At 54.3% G+C, this 17850-nt stretch carries 13 protein-coding genes; 1 reads left to right on the top strand and 12 read right to left on the bottom strand.

Features of this window, described 5'->3' with window-relative positions; all coding sequences use genetic code 11:
- Window positions 1-60: 60 nt before the first annotated feature.
- The 6 genes from KIH39_RS22660 to KIH39_RS22635 form a co-directional block, all read right to left on the bottom strand.
- Window positions 61-960: a DUF6744 family protein gene (locus KIH39_RS22660; RefSeq protein WP_213495687.1), complete on the bottom strand. Its 900-nt coding sequence runs from the start codon at window positions 958-960 to the stop codon at window positions 61-63.
- 106 nt (window positions 961-1066) lie between these two features.
- A complete protein-coding gene (locus KIH39_RS22655) occupies window positions 1067-2437 on the bottom strand; it encodes a hypothetical protein (RefSeq protein ID WP_213495685.1) in 1371 nt (456 codons plus the stop codon).
- Window positions 2438-2453: 16 nt separating this feature from the next.
- Window positions 2454-3584: an AAA family ATPase gene (locus KIH39_RS22650; protein WP_213495683.1), complete on the bottom strand. Its 1131-nt coding sequence runs from the start codon at window positions 3582-3584 to the stop codon at window positions 2454-2456.
- A 74-nt stretch (window positions 3585-3658) separates the two neighbouring features.
- Complete coding sequence (locus tag KIH39_RS22645) at window positions 3659-3853, bottom strand: hypothetical protein (protein WP_213495680.1); 195 nt, start codon at window positions 3851-3853, stop codon at window positions 3659-3661.
- A gap of 32 nt (window positions 3854-3885) precedes the next feature.
- Entirely contained in the window at window positions 3886-4167 is a 282-nt protein-coding gene (locus KIH39_RS22640; protein ID WP_213495678.1) for a hypothetical protein, read from the bottom strand.
- 1439 nt (window positions 4168-5606) lie between these two features.
- A complete protein-coding gene (locus KIH39_RS22635; protein ID WP_213495676.1) occupies window positions 5607-7643 on the bottom strand; it encodes an ankyrin repeat domain-containing protein in 2037 nt (678 codons plus the stop codon).
- Between the two features lie 642 nt (window positions 7644-8285).
- On the opposite strand from KIH39_RS22635, the gene KIH39_RS22630 reads away from it, so the two are divergent.
- On the top strand, window positions 8286-8702 hold the full coding sequence (locus KIH39_RS22630) for a hypothetical protein (protein ID WP_213495675.1): 417 nt from the start codon (window positions 8286-8288) through the stop codon (window positions 8700-8702).
- 282 nt (window positions 8703-8984) lie between these two features.
- On the opposite strand, the gene KIH39_RS22625 is transcribed toward KIH39_RS22630, so the two are convergent.
- From KIH39_RS22625 to KIH39_RS22600, 6 genes are all read right to left on the bottom strand, one after another.
- A complete protein-coding gene (locus KIH39_RS22625; protein WP_213495673.1) occupies window positions 8985-9560 on the bottom strand; it encodes a hypothetical protein in 576 nt (191 codons plus the stop codon).
- Window positions 9561-9751: 191 nt separating this feature from the next.
- A complete protein-coding gene (locus tag KIH39_RS22620; protein WP_213495671.1) occupies window positions 9752-10981 on the bottom strand; it encodes a VWA domain-containing protein in 1230 nt (409 codons plus the stop codon).
- Window positions 10982-10986: 5 nt separating this feature from the next.
- Window positions 10987-13326, bottom strand: coding sequence for a DUF5682 family protein (locus KIH39_RS22615; protein WP_213495669.1), 2340 nt, complete (start codon window positions 13324-13326; stop codon window positions 10987-10989).
- Window positions 13323-14447, bottom strand: coding sequence for an ATP-binding protein (locus tag KIH39_RS22610; RefSeq protein WP_213495667.1), 1125 nt, complete (start codon window positions 14445-14447; stop codon window positions 13323-13325). The genes KIH39_RS22615 and KIH39_RS22610 overlap by 4 nt, the downstream gene beginning before the upstream one ends.
- Window positions 14448-14491: 44 nt before the next feature.
- Window positions 14492-16282: a HEAT repeat domain-containing protein gene (locus KIH39_RS22605; protein WP_213495665.1), complete on the bottom strand. Its 1791-nt coding sequence runs from the start codon at window positions 16280-16282 to the stop codon at window positions 14492-14494.
- Window positions 16283-16325: 43 nt separating this feature from the next.
- Complete coding sequence (locus KIH39_RS22600) at window positions 16326-17777, bottom strand: SWIM zinc finger family protein (RefSeq protein WP_213495663.1); 1452 nt, start codon at window positions 17775-17777, stop codon at window positions 16326-16328.
- Window positions 17778-17850: the final 73 nt, after the last annotated feature.

Below are 17850 nucleotides of genomic sequence, written 5' to 3'. Positions count from 1 at the left end.
AGTAGTATTGGAATGAAAGTGCGAATAGACGGGAGAAGGGCTAAAAAGCAAAACTGCGAATCAATTGAAAAGCCGGCCAAGCGAGACCAGCACCGCTTCCCTTTCGGCGGCCAGACTTTCAACTTTCTGACGGAGCTTTCGGGAAGCCGTGGCGAGGGAAAGTTCCAGCTGATGCTTCTGATCGGCCAAGAGAGCGGCGTAGGCTTCGACTTTGAACTTAGTGTTGCGAATCCGCTCGGCGGCTCGTTCTACTGTATCGGGCCGAGTATCTTCGCCAAAAGAGGCAATCGCTTCCTCATGCTCGGCAATCAGAGCCGATAATCCCGAAGCGACCGCTTCTTTGACCGAGACGTCGCCGCTGGCAGTTCCTTCCGGTACCGGGAAGCGCAGCATCTGACCATTGAGTTGCTTCAACAAGCTCTGCACCCGATCGATGAAGCCGGCATGCAACTGCGGGACGAAGTAGGCTCCGCCCTGAGGCCGAATCGGGAAAAGATCGGCTTCCCGTTCGAAGAGCTTCTGTACGATCCGGGTGATATCGCTGCCGGTCCGCACGGCAATACAGCGATCCAGCTCTTCCTGAGCCAATAGAGCTAATTCCCCTTTGTCGCAGTGCACCTGCCCGGTCTTCTTGGTCAGGGTCAGAAGGGTCTCGAAGTCGTAGCTGAAGCGGTCCCCCTGTTTCGATTCCTGGGTAAACTGGAATTGAATCGAGGCCTCGTCTTCGGCAATCTGCCGAATGATGCGGGCTTCGGACAGCTTGCGACAGGCCCGGGCAAAAGCGTGCCGGGGCGCTAACTCCCGGGCCACGCTTTCATCGAGGCCGACTTCCTTCAGGGCTCGAATCAAGTCGCTGTGCCGAACGCTGGCCCCGGATGCGGTCCAGGTAATGATCTCGCCCAAGAGGCGAGCTCCCGGAGTAACCTTCGGCATAATGTTGGTTTTGATCAAAGCACTCATAGGGAGTTCCTTTCACTTCAAGACTGAGAAATAAACAGAAAAAAAGCCCGCGGAACCTTCTGCGAAGGAAGATCCGCAGGCTTTCACACCAAATAAAAAAACAAGGCTAGATCGACAGCACAGAGCCAAGGGCGTTCTCGGTGACTTCGAGCGATTTAACCAGATGGACTTCATCACTCAACGCCGCCAGGTCCCCCGCGGTGTCGGCCAAGATCAACGAAATCACCCGCGCCGAAACCAAGCGCTTCCAGGCCAGGAACTTCTGCTGCAACTCCAGCGGAATCGAGCAGATGGCATCGGTCAGAATCAAGACATCGGTAATGCCCGGGGGAGCCCAGAGCTGTTCCACCATCCAAGGCAGTTCCACGATCGGAACATCCAAGGTCGAACCGCCTCCGAGGAAGGCTCCCAGCCAGTCGAGCAGTTCCGATTCGTCCCAGCGCGCCGGCGGCAAAGACAACAGCCGTTCGCCGGTATCGCCCGAGTAGGCAATCAGGCCACACCAGCGTCGCTGCTGCCGGGCGATCCAGGCCAAAGCCAAGGCTAGAGCCTTGGCCGTTTGCACTTTATCCCCAGCCATCGAGCCCGATTCATCGATGACCACCACGATCGGACCTTTGCCCACCGGTTCCAAGGACTGGTAGTCCCGGGCCAGGCACTGCCGTTCGGCCAGACGGCGCAGGGTGTCCAGTTCCAACTCGGGAATTCCCAAGCGGACCAGCTCGTGCGGCAGCAACTGAGCCAAGTCTCCTGAGGTAGTCACTCCGACCAAGTCATCCTGACCGTGCGCGCATTTGCGACGCTGGCTCGACTGGGCCAATCGCCGATAACGACCGGCCAGTTCGCAGATCCGTCGCAACGTGGGGTCCTGGCGCACCCGCTGGAACAGCTGAGCAATCCCTTTGGGATCGACCGAGCCCGGCGTTCCCGGACCGAGCCCGCCGCCGAGAGCAGTAATCGCTTCCCGGCACTGGTCGACCTCTTCGCGAGCGGCCAGCACCGCCCGGCTGACCGCTTTTAATGTGGCGATCTCGGGTTCGGCCGTGGTAGCCGCATTCCGGAGAGCGGCGAACTGTTCGGCGAAGTGCAGGGTGGCGATCTCGGAGGAGACTTCATCCAGTCGGGTCCCGGCGTGAAGAGCTTGGTACTCCGGGGTCTGGAATAGCTCCATCAGGAAGGCCCGGCGGGCCGGATCCTGGCAATCCTCCAACAGCTGCGGTTCCGGTTCAAAAGCCGCCGTGTGAAAATCGGCGATGGCGTACTCGTCCAGGGCGAACGATTGCAAGCGGGGAGAATCCCGCAGCAGATCGTTGCTCCGACGCAGCCCCCAGGAATCGACCTGCAGGGCCGTTGGATTCGCAGAAGGAGTTGTTGAAGACGGAGCGGAATGGAAAGGGGAAGAAGTTTCGGCATTAGAAGCCGTAGGCGGTAACGGGCGATCGAGATCGAAGAGTTTACGGAGTTCTTCGGCATTCATGGTTTTTTCCTAGGGGTTAGATCGCCTCCAGCGAGGCGAGTTTGAGTTGTCGGAGCTGTTCGCGAACGTAGTTCCGGGTTCGGGTGACCCGGTCATTGGACTTCAATTCACTCAGCTGCTTGTCGATCTCGCCGAGCTTGGCCGCGGCCTTGGCGGTCTCGGGCAGCTTGCGAACATCGGTTGTGGACAGAACCTGTTCCACTTCCAACAGCAGCTGATTGAGCCGCATACCGATCGGGTTGGCAATCCGGGCAATGACCTGAGCCACTTTAGCCGGTTGTTCCTTGGGATCGTCCCAGAGCACGTGGGCGGCCACCTCCAGATGCTCCGGTTCGACCTGCTCGGCCCCTTGCAGGAAGGCGTACGCCTGCACGATGCCGACCGCTTTGAACTGGCGGCGATCTCCCGGCTGAATGCCTTCCTTGGTCAGGTCTTTGAGAATGGCCTCGAAGGCTTCCTGAGCTGGAATCGACCATTCCAGTTCCCGCGCATAACGACGGGCGGCTTCAAGATCGGTCGGTTTCAAGTGCACCGAGATCTTCGGGGTATGATCCCGATTCCAGAGCAATTTCTTCCGACCCGACTGCGAGCGAATCGGGGAGAGACTCTTGCGCAGAGTAAAGCGATCGAACAGGGCGGCCAGTTCCTGGGTACTCTCCGGGGCCGGCCATTCGTTGGAAGCGGCCACGCAGAGCTTCAGGGGAACCTTGCGCAAAGAACCTTCGCCGGCATCGAAGGTCCGTTCGTTGAGGATCTTCAGAAGAGTATTCAAGATCGCCGAGGAAGCCTTGAAGACTTCATCGATGAAGGCGAAGTCGGCTTCGGGCAGTTTACCGGTGGTGATCCGCTGGAAGCGGTCTTCCTTGAGCCCTTGAATCGAGATCGGACCGAAGACTTCTTCGGGGACGGTGAACTTGGTTAAAAGGATCGAGAACTTGGAGCCGCCGGTGGCCTTCAACAGGGAATCGAGCAGTAGGGACTTGGCACAGCCGGGCGGCGAGACCAAGAGCAGATGCTCTTGGGCGATCAGAGCGGTGAGGCAGAGATCGATCTCTTCGTCGCGTTCGATCAGGCCAGAAGCCAGTTCTGAGCGCAGCAAGGCGAAATGGGCCTGGAGCGCCGCGCAGTCGGGAACGAGGGTTTTCATGGGATTACTCCTGAGTGAGGTTGAGAAGTAGGCGATAGGAAGAAAGGCAAATTGGCAGACACCGCGATGCAGTTCTACCGGGACAGTTTGAAGACGACTGAATCGAGAGCCCGATACTTCCGGAAGAAATGCAGCAGAGTTCTACGGAGCAGGGCCTGGAACCGGGAGCGATTCAGCTGTCGGCGGATTCTTTGCACTTCGGCTTCGGCCGTATCGGCGAGAATCAAAAACGACAGATGAAACTCTTCGAGCAAAACGCGTCGCGACATGAGAAAGTCCTTTTTGGAAGAGAGGGTAAGATTTAAACCGGGCGAACTGAGAGCTGTTGCCGGACGGTGGCGATGAACAGCGGAATCTGCTGAATGAAGAGAGAGGCGGGCAGGGGCCGGGATTGCCGGAAATGCTCCCAGGCCAGAACGACGACTTCGGCCACGGCGTCTTCGCGATCGTGCCGAGAGGGCACATCGCGAAAGGCAAAACGAGCCTTCGTCTCCAACAGGGGCAGAATCGTCACGAACGCCTGCTGGCGATCTTCGAGCGACAGCACAGGAATAGAAACGGGAACGGACATCGAAATTAGCATGAGTTGTCTCCAGAAACGAAACAACCGCCGAGGATCGGTGGTTGTCTTGTGTTGAAAAGGGGTAAGGTGAAGCCCCAAGTGAGGCCCATTGGAAAGAAGCCAAAGCTAGACTTCTCTCAAGGGTAATGACGCAAAAAGGGCGGAAATTTAGAGAAGATTTATAGGGCTCCAATGGGATAGCCATTAGGGCGATTCGAGTATCGCCAAACTGCTAAATCAGACGACGAGTGCCTTTCGGAGGGGAGCTGCGGGTGAAGTAAACCGAAAGCAGCGAAAGCTAAGTTTCACTCACTCATAGATTATGTCGCAAAAATGCCAGGAATTTAGGTAGAGTGTTCAGGACCAAATCAATAGGGCTCACCCGACTTGTATTATCGTTAATACAAACGGTAACAGCAAATCATCGCGCTTCGAGGAAGCCGAGGAAGATGTTCTTCCTTTAGCAGTACCATTAAGGCCGTACGAAACGAGCCAAACTCGGTTAAAGGCAATCGAAATCGGAAGGCGCGTTAACGTATAACTTTGATAAGCCGAACGCAGTGCGGCTTCAAAAGCTCCGATAAATTCGCAAGTTGTGTTTCCGAGCCTGCCATCATAATCACGCAGAGAACACCATAACGCCATGAGAACTATCCAAATTCAACTGTCGATTACCTTGTACGACGATGCCGCGAAAAACTTGGTGGAATTGCTTGTCCCGGCAATCCGGCAGATCATATAGAAGGGTACCGAAGAAGATGCCGGGAGACAAGCACGCCTTCGAGCCTCCCGGAACGCCCTCTTCGGTGACGAGGAACCACCGACAGACGAAGGATTGTTGATCGATGCGCGGCATGCGGCAAAGCTATTAAACGTGTCATCCCGATTCATCAGGTGAATGCAAACGGAGGGAGAGATGCCGAATCCGATTCGGATTGGTCGAGCCGTTCAGTGGAGCCTGGAAGCATTCAAGAAATGGGCGGACGACGGATGCCCACGACCCAATAGGCGGAGTTAATTCGCTTAGCGCAAGGGCAAAAAACCCCTGTCCTTCGGTTAATTGAAGTTAAAGAGTAAATTCGCGATTTCGAGTCGACGCTAGCTGGCCGTTGAGCCGACAAAGCAAGGGGATTATAATGTCTGTCCTATCTAGCGACTAAAGCAAAGAATCTCTATTTGTCTGGGAATCAATTTCGCAGTTCCGGGCTATTTGCGAATCCAGGATTCCGAGGTAGGCTAGCGAGTTCATAGTCTTCGACTGTCGTAACTCCGAGCCCGTTTTGCACGGGGTTTCGTACCGGGACTATGCGTTGCATGGTCTCTTGGTCAGTTAATACTCAGGTACAAAATGGACCGAGCTCGGGTGGCGTTGCTGATAGTTTAAATCGTGACAATTAAAAGCTCGTAAACTTAGCAACGGGGTCATTTACTTGCTTTCCCAGTTTGCTCGATTCAGGCAGTCAGTTCGATTCCTTGAGCAACTTGACCACCATCGTGTGTTTCCGTTCCGTCGCTAAGTTGAGTGGCATACGGCCTCGAGTGTCTTTCGCTCCCCGATCGGCTTTACCAGCTAGTAATATCTTCACCAGTTCGGCGTCTCCGGCCCACGCAGCATAATGCAATGGGGTCAGCTTTCCGCCCTTGTCGGCGGCGTTTACGTTGGCTCCCTTTTCAAGGAGCAGTTTTACAGTACTAGCTTTGCCGTTCATTACGGCTAGATGGAGCGGAGTCCACCCATACGCTGATTCATAATTGTTCGTCTCAACGGCTAATACATTAACATCGGCCCCCGCCTGGAGCAGTACGCGGATTGACTCGTCGTGACCTTCGCGGGCCGCTATATGCAGCGGCGTGTAGCCCGATTCGTTTCGTTCCTTCACCAGGTGACTCTTGCCTCTGAGCAGATCGCCGAGGCGGGTCGCATCTCCGACAGTCGCAGCGGTCAGCACGTCTGGCACCTCGCTTTTGCTCGCGACCAGTTTCCGGACGACTTCGGGATGATCGGCGGCGCTTGCCAGTTGCACCGCCAACCGGCCGATACCATCTTTCGAGTTGGGGTTGGCTTTCGATTTCAGAAGCAATTCGACCGCTTCGCCATTACCTGCTGCCGCGGCCAGATGCAACGCCGTCCGGCCATCCTTGCTGCGGGCGTTCACGTCGATCTTGCCCATTAACGCGGTCTCAATGAATTCGGGTACGTTCAGTTCTACTGCGACGTGGAGTCGGGTCCAACCGAGCTTTGCTTCGTACTTCTTGAGTTCTTCTCGATTTCGCTCCTTCACTTTCGGTAGACGGCGTCTTAGGTACTCTTCAATAGCAGCGTCGTATCCACGACCTACCAGCCGGTCAAGGCAACCCTCGGCCATGTAATCATCCTCGGTCTTCGCCAGCAGGTCGCGAACGGCTTGATCGAGCTTTTCCCCAGGATCGTACAGCAAAGTTTGGACGAACCGGGCTTGGGTGGTGTAGGAGAGCGGTTGGGTCTTTGGCCGATCTTGACTCTTGACATTGGCGGGTAGACCAAACACATCCATCAGGCACTCACGGGTTTTGTACTTGGGGTCGAGTTTTGGACTTCTCCTCCCTTCTTCGTCGGCCTCCAGGGAGTCCAGATCCTCAAACAGATTCCAGCGAATGCCTTCGAGAGCGCTCTCGCCGTGCTTCTTGACAAATTCATCCACGAGCGTTTTTCGATCCTTTGCCGACTTGGCCGGGTAGAGTTCATCTCGGACCAGTTTCTCCACCGCGAACACATCGTACGTAGGGCGTCCGAGCTGTTTGATAGCGAGCGTCTCGAACTCCACTGGGTAATAATACGCCAATCGAACTGAAGCTCCGACTCGGACGTACTCGGAATCTGATTCCAGATCTTTGGCTAGCGAATTGCGGTGTGTCTCGGCTGATAGTCCCTTCCACTCCTTGAGCAGATCGGCACGGAGTTGCTTGCAATGCGGCACGGAGGTGGCGTAAATGATGGCTGTTGGTTGATAGCGGACGGCAAAATATCCACGGTTGACGATCTGCCCGAGTGCGACGTAACAAAGATCCCCTACACGCACACAATAGCGTTTGCCGGCACTGAACCCTTCACCAAATTTCTCCTCGGCCTTTTCTCCCTGATCCTGGGTGAGAAAGAAACCGCCGAAAAAGCCGGCGTGTTCGATCACAATCTTGGTACGTCGGTCGTCGGAGAGGTGGTCGAGCAGCGATGGGATGGCTTTGACGCCGAGTTTCACCAACGATCGCATAGCGTCGGATTGAACCCGGGGCCGCTGACCCAGCAGCATAGTATGGGATTCGTTCCGCCCAAGGGGAAGGAACGCCGTACCAGATGTACTGCCGGAATAGCCAGTATCTTGCTGATCCACCTGCACAAGTCGATCAATCAGCACTATCGCTGGGTCGGCTTCCGGTCTCGTCGGCTCGTCTGCGTGGATCGCTCCGAGCAAGAAGCTCAAGCTCAGGATCCACACAATACTGAACCTCAAAACGTTCATGACATTCTCCTCGTGGTGTTGACTATTTTGAACCTGAGCGTCTCCGAATTCGCCGATTTTTTGCAACCGAATAATCTCCTTTAAGTCATATCTGGGCATCGCGATGGAACGAAGGAACCATTGCAGGCTACGGATCGAGACACCTTGTCAAAGACGGATCGGCGAACGTGATGGATGTCTTCGACGAATCGGAATCTATGATAGCTCCGAACTTTGATCGGGAGCCTACAGGGCCAAGATCTCCTGATACGCTGCTTTGCTGAATCGACGAACTATCCAGAGCAGTGAAGGTTACCGTATAGTTAAAGATAGGGATCGCAGGCTTTGATGTAACTTGTTAATTCTGGAGAAGCCCTAACGCGACTCCGCCCCGAATCGTATTCTCGTAGTTTTGGTTGGGTAACTCGGATGCAACCCATCAGTGAGGCGGAGTTCTGGACTTGGACAACGAGAAAGGGCGTTGGTGTCGATCCACGATACCCCGATTCAGGCTGTTTGAGCTTTCTACCACCCACACAATACTCTCGCTTCTGGACGTTCCCTTCTGATCCGGCAACTTGGACGAACTTCGCAGCCTCCCTTTTAGAAGGTTTGGACGAATGGCGTTCGGGCCTACTCTGGCCCCGCTCGGGAGGCTGGCCAATGGCGAGCACCTCGCGATCCTGCAATGAGGGTGTTCGAGATGTTGTACTCCGCGGAGCAGGCATTCCAGATGGCTGGGCTGGTGCCGTCCGGTACGAGCGGCATGAAGAGAACAAGCTCATTGCCACGCTGTTCACTTTCATGGCTTTCGGGTGGTGCGTCGACGACGACTTGTTCTTCATTCCGGATCACGCCCGCCAAATATTGCAGACCGATCACCACGATGTGATTCATGTAATATGTCAGTCCGAAAAGCGGGTGAAGGAGTTAGTCCAGCAGATGACGACTGAAGGATACGCCTTACCTACCGAGTTGCCCGATTGGACATTCAAGCGACCCGTGTGGATGGACGGCGTAGCCACTAAACCGGACGACGCTGCAGAAGGCGGAACACCCGGGGGATTCCTAGTATCGTAGCTCTTAAAGGAGACCTCTGAGAAGGTTCATCCCTATCTGCTAGTGCTAAAGATGAGATTCACGATACTCAATATCGATGGTAGGGATACGATTCGGTTGGCATCGGGTGCCATGAATATTCAAGTGTGAAGAGACCCCCCTAGGAGCCGAGGCCTTTTCCTATTTGGCGGAGAGAGCTAATAGCCGGTCATCCTCCGACTTGCTGCCTCTTTTCAGCAGCCTACGACCGCAGGCGTAAGTACGCCAGGTAGCCATGGGCGAACGCGATAGCCATTTTTTAGATTATGATGCCGGAAGGTTTGCTTTAACGATCAAGAGGATCGCATTGCGAAACTCTTCCGTCAGTTTGGGCCAAGCTTCGATAACTCGCCGGAGTTCGGGCGAAAGGACGATCAGATCTTTTCGCACCGTGCCGCACGCCTTCGCTTGGTCATTGCTACCAGAATAGCTACTGTTTGAATTGTTTATATCGTAAAGCTTTGACAGATCGACGTTTACAATTTGCCAATCCTGACTCTTAATCAGCGGGTCCACGGATCGAGCCCGTGAGGGGGCATTCTTTTCTTCTGCTATCTCCCGTCCTCTAGCTTCATCAAAAGCCATAACCTGCAAGAGTTTACGTTCACCACTCGTTAGCAGTGAATTGACTTCAGCATCATCAAACGACTTTGAGACTAATCTCCGAAAATCAGATTCAGGGGTCAGCGCAGGGGTCAGAGATTTTCCTCCTCCATCAGCTCCCGTCGCAGCCAAAGGTATCTCTTTCGAATCCTTATCCAATTCAGTTGGTCGCAAACTTGGAAGTCGATTGACTGTTCCTCTCAAGTCGTGAAGTCTTGCGCGGCCATAAACGGCCATAGGGTGCTTTGGATCGGAATGTCTTCTCCATACGAATCTCCCAAGTTAGCATATTGAGCTTAAATCGGAGTCCATTTTCGTGGGTCAGTCCAGTCTTTCGATCCCCAAAACTTCTTGACGATTCTCCACCTGGTTTACTCAAGCGGGATGATAAAAAGCTGGCAAATGAAGCTCTTGCTTGTTCCCGGGACTCAGCGCGGAGACTGAGACGATTCAGCCTGGCTGGCGAATACGTTCAAATCCTGTCCTTTAAGCACGGCGGCTAACAAATCCGGTAGCCGATCGGGAGAGCAGCCGAAGCAGGGCATGCCAAGGTTCGTCAATTTCTTGGCTAACTCGTGATTATAAGAGGGCTTCCCTTGATCGCTGATCGCCAGCAGCGTGACAGCCTTTAACCCGCCTTCGATTAACTGTTCTATCCTTTTTTCAAACTTCGGCTGATTCGGGCTGGTATCATACAGGTCGGCCAAGAGTATATAGAGCGTTTTTGCCGGAGTATGCATGAACTGTTCGCAGTAGCAGGTCGCTTTCCAGTAATCCTCGGCCCCGCCCAGTTGTATGCCAAAAAGCAGGTCCACTGGATCGTGCATCTCGGCCGTCAGGTCGACGACATCCTCGTGATTGAATGCGACCACATGCGTTTCCACAGCCAGCATACTCGCCAGAATCGCTCCCATGACGCCGCCGTAGATCAGCGAAGAAGCCATGGAGCCCGATTGATCCATGGCGATGATGACATTCCATTCATTGCGCTTCTGTTGACGGCTGAAAAACGAAAAATGCTCTGGGATTAATGCTTGCAACTCGGGATTATAGTTTTTGAGATTCTGACGAATCACCCTCTGCCAGTCCAGATTGGCCAGGCTGCGAAAGGGGCTGTGCTGATTGCGGTTGAGCGCGCCGCGCACGGCCTGCTGCATTCGCGATTCCAGCCTTTTTCGCAGATCTTCCACCACTCGTCGGACGAGATCGCGGGCGGCAGCTTTGGCCTTTTCCGGCACCAGATTTTTGAGGGAGAGTACCATGGAAGCCAGGTCGACCGATGGTTCGACCTGGGCCAGCATTTCCGGCTCGAACAGAAGTTGTTTCAGGCCCTTGCGTTCGATCGCGTCTTTCTGTACCAGAGTCACAATATCCGTGGGGAACAACCGACGCACTTCCCCCAGCCAGCGCGCCACCTTGGGATAGGTTCTTCCCTTGACCGCCCCGCGCTTGGAACCGGAGTCGTTCTCCCATTCTTCCCGGGTGAGGTCGATCCCGTCGTCTTCGGCATAAACGACGTCGAGGGCATCATCGATGTCGGCCATATCGCCGCTCAGAAGGCCGCCTGAATGACCCATTCGTCCAGCGCTCGAACGGAGGGAATCCTCGGAAGACTTGCCGAGTATGAGCCGCCAGCGCTGAAGATTTTCAAGAGACATGGTGGTTAGAAATCCCCAAAATCGAGTTCGTTAAGGTCCTTGAGGGTCTTCTCTTCTTCTTCACTCAGCGGTTTGGCGACGGCATCGAAGGTTTTCTCTTCATCGACACCCCAGAAATGGGCGAGATTCTCACAGATCTGCCGTTTTTCACGAGGACTGAATGCGCCAAACGCTCGACGCAGGAACACCAGGGCTCGCTTGAACTGATCCGGATCAAGTGAAGCAATATAGCTATCCAGGGCTTCCCAAAGTGATTGGCGGGCCAGCAAGGAATGCCGATTGCGCTTGGCGAGCCCTTCGAACCAGCCGGCTCCGAGATCCGCGGGCACACCGGGGGAGAGCCTGCGCGACACCTCGCGTACCAACTCTGCGTTCTCAATCAGATTCCGTTCCAGAAGAGTCGCGCAGGCAAATCCCGAGAGAAGCGGGTTGCGATCATCGGCATCGGATAGCCTCCGCAGTTGTTCCAGCCAGAGAGCCTCATCGACAAGGTCGTGATGTTCCAGGCTCACTCGATTCAACTCCTCGATGGCCACAACAATTTCCTTGGCGGCATCATCGTTGCAATTGGCCGCCGAATGTAAGGCGAGGCTACCGGAGACAAATAATTGTTCCATCAGGGGAAGGAGTGGGGCCGGATCGAACCGGCGAACATCCCCGTAGCGAATCACCTGGCTCAGTTGGAAAGTCGCGTGGGCAATAACCTTCATATCGGTACTGGTGGCCGCAAGTTCCTGTAGGCGTTGCCGAGCCAGTTCCATGGAGGCCATCAGCCCGCACTGGCAGGCTTTCGTCACCAGATCACTCGCTTCTCCGATGTTTTTGCAGTTTTCCAGGAGAGTTTTGAATTGAAAGCCAGTTGCCAGTTCGACGGTCTCGCCGAGTAAGACGGCTTCTACCAGCGCAATTTCGGATTCCGGTGTCCACTTCAACTGCCAATGCTCGGCCCAGGTCGTCGATTGCTGTCGAAGCAAAACCGGAGTGGCGAATTGAATGCCGAGCATTAGAAGTCGGTGGAAAAACGATGAGCGATTCAGGTCGAGAAAGGCCGCTTCTTCGCTGTGGACTCGACGATTTTCACGCAAATCGAGTTTGAGATCCTGAACGGTGGATGTGCGATATTTCTCCAGTTTCAAGCGGGAGAGTTCCCGGGCGAAATCTTCCTGAATCGAGGTCTGGCTCACGCCTTCGGGTAATTCGCCGATGGCCGAGCCGATATCGATATCGGCCAAAGCCTCCCGCACGACAAGGGCTTCACCATGACCGATGAGGGTCACCGCCGCATCGCGTAAATCTCGGAGCGTTGTTGCGGAACCCTCTTGCAATGCCGCCAGCGTTCTGGCCAGCCGCACACCTTCAATGACTTCCGCCGTCGATCGATGAGTTCCCCGTTCGCGCAGATGCCGGGCAACTTGGGAGAGATATTCGCCAGGCAGTTCCTGAAGTTCCCGGCGTTGGAGACTGTCCCAAAGTAACTCAAAATAGGCCGGGGCATGATTGCCGGCCCCATAGCCCGATTGCGTGGAGAGTTTGTAATACGAATAGGGCATCAGTGTGAGCTTGCTCGAGCGTCGGCGCAAGCGGGACAGTTCTTCATCGGTCATGGCCGGATAATCGCCGTTGAGCACCGATGCGTGGAACGCTCCGACCACGGCCACAATCTGCTCGGCTTTCACTCCTTTGGAAATCACCTCCTCGATGCGCCGTCGCATATAGCTTTCGCGAACCAGATTTTCCGCTCGCCAGATCGGGGGATCTTCTTCGTCGCGAAGGGCCTTACCCAATTCAAACGCCGCCAGTCGGTAGCTGTCGTCCTGGAGATTGTGCTCGAACCGGCGTTCCCAGTAGGTATCGTAATCGGGTTCGCCACAGCGGGCCGCGATGCGTTGATAAATGGATTCCCCTCGTTCGGGTCGCCAGCGGCTCTGCGAATTTTCTTCCTCTTTCTCCGTACTCTCTGGTTCTGCTTCCTCTCTTTTCTTGCGGAACTGCTCATTACGCTCCGACTCGATGTCTTGCAGGCCGAGAAAAATGTCGGAGGGAAGATCGATGAACTCGACTGTCGCTTTATTCTCTTTAGCCCATTGCAGAGCCTGATACTCCGGGCTGTAACGGGCCATCGGGTAAACCAGGGTTCGCACCGGCTGCGAATCGGTGTACGCAAGAATGGCTATGGGAGGCTTGGTATTGCGCAGAGTGATGTCGCTGACGAGCGGCCCGGCATCGTCCAATCCCTCAATAAGTACGACCTTCGGCCGAACTTTGTCGAGAAATCGACGCAGGTGCCACGCTCCGGAGGGGGAGAGATGGCGAACGCCGAAGACGGGGATACGCCAGGAACTCACGAATTGTGCTCCGAGCAAGAGGTGAACAGCGGCAACCATTCGGAGCCACGTTTTTTCACGACATTCGAAAGATATTCCTGCCAGATGACCTTATCTTTTTCCTCATCCTTTACGACGGCCCCTTGAAGACCGGCCGCCAGATCGTGAGCGGAGACTTCTCCATTTCCGAAGTTACCCGCGAGAGCCATGCCGTTAGCCAGAACGGAGATGGCCTCGGCTGTGGATAGTACCCCCGAAGGCACTTTCAGCTTATTCTTGCCGTCGAGCGTTTGACCCGTTCGAAGTTCGCGGAAGATGGTGACCACTTGAGCCACGGCGTCTTCGGTCGGGATGTTCGCTTTCAGCTCTAGACTGACGGCGAGTTCCTGAACTCGCTTACGGACGATCTGAATCTCGGTTTCCAGATTTGAGGGGCTGGGAAGCACGATCATGTTGAAGCGTCGTTTCAAGGCCGCAGACATGTCGTTAACGCCGCGATCGCGAGTATTGGCCGTGGCGATGATCGAGAAGCCTTTATTCGCAGGAACTTCCGTCGCCAATTCAGGCAATGAGAGGCGCTTTTCAGAAAGCAGGGAAATCAAAGCATCCTGAACTTCGGCAGCACAGCGGGTGATTTCTTCAAAGCGGGCGATGGTGCCTGATTCCATCGCACGAAAGATGGGACTTTTAATCAAGGCGTCGTGGCTGGGGCCCTTGGCGATCAGCATCGCATAGTTCCACGAATAACGAATCTGTTCTTCGGTCGTACCGGCGGTGCCTTGCACCACCTTGGTTGAATCGCCATTGATGGCAGCTGCGAGATGTTCGGAAAGCCAGGATTTGGCAGTTCCCGGTTCGCCCAAAAGTAAAAGCGATCGATCGGTCACTAGTGTGGAGATGGCGATTTCGACAATGCGTTTATTGCCGATGTATTTGGGCGTAATCTCCATCGAGCCCGATTTACCGCCGCAGATATAGGTCAGCACGGCGCGAGCGGACAAACGCCAGCCGGGCGGACGTTCGAATTTATCCTCTTTGGCCAGTTGTTCAAGCTCGGTAGCGTAGAGAATCTCTGCGGGAGCCCGCAGCATCTGCGAGCCAGAATTGGATGAGGTCGCTTCTTCCGCCTTTTTCTTTGCCATTTAGATCGCCTCAAGAGTTGTTCGATGCAATTCCAGGTAAATTCCTAGTCAGCTTTTTCACGCAGCTTTTGCAGGCTCATCAGTAAGTTATCCGCCAGCCGTTCGGGTAATTTGGGAACCAGGGCTTCGAGCTTGGGCACTGCCGATGTGGGGAGTCGGGAGACGATATCTTCCAAATGGTAGAAGTAGTAATAGCTAAATTTGTCCCCAAGTTTTTCGAGCATCGTGATCAGGGCATCCGTGGCCTCGGGATGTTGAGCGCGGGCCATGCCTTCCACAATTTGAGGACATTCGCTAGAATACGTCGATTTCTCTAAAGCTTTTTGAAAACTTTCAAACAGAAACGCGTTCGCTGCAGCATGTCCAGGTCTTGCTAGTTGGCTGACAAGACTGGATTTCTTTGCCTGGACGGCAACATCCAGCCAACGAGGATCGAGCGAAATTTTTGCCTCAGAGTTTAGAAGTTTCCTAGTGCCAAAATATAGCTGATCCAGGATGGCTAGTTTTTCTAAGACGCCCGACACTTTCTCCAGCTTCGGATTCTTCTTCTTGGGATCGCCTTTGCCCAAAGCGTAGGGGGAAAACATCTCGAAGACTTTCTCGGGGGGCAATTCCTCCAGAGCGACCTGGAAACAGGTTTTCAGATCCTCGAGGTCCAATGATTCGTGATTCTCGATGAGCGTTTCCCGCGCATGGGGAGTCCCTCGCGCGAGGACGGAAACAACACGCTTATTCAAGTCCCGGCCGGAAGTTGTCTCGCCTCGAATAGTTAGCAGTTTGTCTCTATCGGCGAAAAGCTTGAGTAGTAACTCTTCGCTCTGGGCATCCTGGCGCTCTTCCAGGCAATAGAGCAGATAGAGCAGTCGATCAATACTCTGGCTGATCTTTTTCTTGTCTTTTTCCTTGCGTAACTCCGTCACCGATTCTTCGATTCGACCCAAGAGGTAGTGCAGGAATTTGGCATTGAGGCAGTTTTTCAGCGACAAAACCGCCTGCGAGAGATCTTTACCTTCAATTGCTTTTTGTAATGAGGGCAGTACCGCATCATTATCTATTCCGGCCAAAGCTGAGTAGGCAGCGAATCGAACTTCTGAAGCTTTCGCGTTCGCTTGTTCCAGTAAATAAGCGATGTCGTCTGGTTCGGCTCCCAGACATTCGATGGCTGCGACTCGAACTTCTTTAGAACCTTCCTCCAGAGCCTGTTTAACGAGCTCCCGTGTATTGGCAGGATCGAGAGCATGCATCAATTTCAAACGTCGGCCATGTCCCGTTTTGCCCTTCAGGTTAAAAGTGCTTTTCAGCGAGGGGAGGATTGCTTTGCCATAAAGAGGAAGAATTTTTTCTGCGACAAACTCTGCTAGTTCGGCAAACACATCATCGATGGCAACGACGGAAGGTTGAATCAGTCGCAAATCGCGAAACGCATTTTGTGCGAATGCCTCCTTGATCATCTCTAATCGACCGGAGCCGGTTGTGGTCAAGGCTTCGATCAAGGGTTTCAGCACCCGCGCGCTGGTTTGCGTCACTTGCAATCCCAGGTCGGTCGTTTCGATCCGTTCCAGAGGGCTGACGATTCCAGTTTCGCCCTGAGTGTAAAGAATGGCATTAACGAGGGTGGCGAGATCGAGTAGAGCTTGTGCGGAAGTCTTATCATTCGAATCGACAACCGCTTTCACCCCCTCGGCCACCTTGCTGAAGACAGGGGCTTTGGCACCTGCTTGATCCAGCGGAGTAATCAACTTCTTGAGTCGAAAATCCCCCGGCGCGACCACGCTGCCGGCAATCGCCAGTCGGCGGGTTTCGTCGTAGACCTGAGTGAGTAGTGCGATGCTCATTGGCGAAAACCCCAGGACAATTCTTGCGAAGCAAAAGACGGAATCAGAGAGTTAAGCGAATAATGGATGTTCGACTAACCAGACTGAGCGGTTTGATCTGGAGTTTACGAGTATCCAGATCATGACGGAAGCGGGCAATAAGCGTATTCCCTTGAAATAGGTCGGCCGGTAGCAGCAACAGGAGATGGCAACTCGGCGGTTCTTCGCTTATTCCCGTATCGGTCAAGACGAGCCGATTTCCCGTAACGTCCTCGACGACCAGGGTTTCGCCCACTCGGCCTAGATGCTTGAAATTCAAAGCATAAATCGGTTGTTTATCCGCTAATGGCCCCTTGAGATGGCCTTTCACTTCCTTGATCACGGCCGAGAAATCGGAGTGCCCATGCTTTCGGACCGCTTCGAGATCCTGGGGGGTCAATGGCCTCGGAACCATGCCTTCCCAGCGAACGCGGGGATTGACGTTTCCCGGATATATGTAGAGTTGTGGTACTTGCGCGACTTGAAAGAAACTATCGTCGCTCTTGATATGCTTCAAAGCCTTATAGGGTCGGAAATTTTGGGTTATGCGAATCCGACCATTACTCAGCGTCATCCAAACACCCGTGTCGATGTATTCCTTTCGGGCGACATCATCGTGGGTGTTAAAGCCGAGTTGAACCAGCTCGGCATCGACCTCCACCAGTCCCGCCTCTTTTAATTCGCTGAGCTGCCAGGCATGGCCGAGCCAGGCAGCTATGGCGGTATCGATTTCCGGTTTCAGTTCGGAATCTTCTAATCGACGCTGCAAGTACGCACGGCCTTGTTTGGCCAGAGTGTGCAGTCGGCTAAGGTGATCCAAGGCTTCACTGTAGATTTTTTCTCGGGCCTGGCTGGGCTGGTCGGTGAAGGTGCCCTCTTCACCTGCGAATAATTTAGTGTAGGCATGCAGGGCGGACTGAGCTCCTGGCAGATAGGCATTGCCCAGCTGCTTGGCTTGCTCCTCCATGGAAGAAGCCAGCTTGGCATTCATGTTGCCGATACCTACTCGGATAAGATCGGCCGTTAATCTTTCCAGAATGTCGATGCCCGCCAACTGAGCTTTGATTTTCTTGGCAAGTGCTCCCAGGTTCACCTGCTTCGGTTTCTCCACCTCGGTTTGCTTCTTCTCTACCCGAGCCTGGGATTTCTCTCGTTTAGCCTGCAAATCTTCAGGTACGGCAGCGGTTTTAAAGCTTTTCTTCTGCACGTAGGCGTACATCAGCCCTAGACAGTGCTTGCAGGGGAACTGCCGGCTGGGACAGGAACAGCGATGGGTCGGTTTATCTTCGCGGATGAAATCGCACGAGCAACGGTAAGGCTCTTTACCGCTCCCCTGGCACTCTCCGAAGAGGATCGATTGATCTTCAGAGATATGAAATGCGATAAACTTGTTTTTGAGAACCAGACTGCGACCATTTTTGATCGCTTCGGCATTCGGGGCGGCAGCATCCACATAGGCGTCGTCGAGAGGGATCATTTGTTAGGCTTCTCTGGCAACGGATGATATTGGCAGCTATGGCAGTATCTTAGAAACGAATTGTCCACTGGCG

It is taken from the genome of Telmatocola sphagniphila (assembly GCF_018398935.1).
Classification (GTDB): domain Bacteria; phylum Planctomycetota; class Planctomycetia; order Gemmatales; family Gemmataceae; genus Telmatocola; species Telmatocola sphagniphila.
This window is presented reverse-complemented; position numbering and strand designations above follow the sequence as displayed.

What these genes read in the sequence shown, in the direction of transcription:
- KIH39_RS22655 (WP_213495685.1), bottom strand. Translation starts at nt 2,437, where the DNA reads ATGAATGCCGAAGAACTCCGTAAACTCTTCGATCTCGATCGCCCGTTA.
- KIH39_RS22650 (WP_213495683.1), bottom strand. Translation starts at nt 3,584, where the DNA reads ATGAAAACCCTCGTTCCCGACTGCGCGGCGCTCCAGGCCCATTTCGCC.
- KIH39_RS22630 (WP_213495675.1), top strand. Translation starts at nt 8,286, where the DNA reads ATGGCGAGCACCTCGCGATCCTGCAATGAGGGTGTTCGAGATGTTGTA.
- KIH39_RS22635 (WP_213495676.1), bottom strand. Translation starts at nt 7,643, where the DNA reads ATGAACGTTTTGAGGTTCAGTATTGTGTGGATCCTGAGCTTGAGCTTC.
- KIH39_RS22645 (WP_213495680.1), bottom strand. Translation starts at nt 3,853, where the DNA reads ATGTCGCGACGCGTTTTGCTCGAAGAGTTTCATCTGTCGTTTTTGATT.
- KIH39_RS22610 (WP_213495667.1), bottom strand. Translation starts at nt 14,447, where the DNA reads ATGGCAAAGAAAAAGGCGGAAGAAGCGACCTCATCCAATTCTGGCTCG.
- KIH39_RS22605 (WP_213495665.1), bottom strand. Translation starts at nt 16,282, where the DNA reads ATGAGCATCGCACTACTCACTCAGGTCTACGACGAAACCCGCCGACTG.
- KIH39_RS22660 (WP_213495687.1), bottom strand. Translation starts at nt 960, where the DNA reads ATGAGTGCTTTGATCAAAACCAACATTATGCCGAAGGTTACTCCGGGA.
- KIH39_RS22600 (WP_213495663.1), bottom strand. Translation starts at nt 17,777, where the DNA reads ATGATCCCTCTCGACGACGCCTATGTGGATGCTGCCGCCCCGAATGCC.
- KIH39_RS22640 (WP_213495678.1), bottom strand. Translation starts at nt 4,167, where the DNA reads ATGCTAATTTCGATGTCCGTTCCCGTTTCTATTCCTGTGCTGTCGCTC.
- KIH39_RS22620 (WP_213495671.1), bottom strand. Translation starts at nt 10,981, where the DNA reads ATGTCTCTTGAAAATCTTCAGCGCTGGCGGCTCATACTCGGCAAGTCT.
- KIH39_RS22625 (WP_213495673.1), bottom strand. Translation starts at nt 9,560, where the DNA reads ATGGCCGTTTATGGCCGCGCAAGACTTCACGACTTGAGAGGAACAGTC.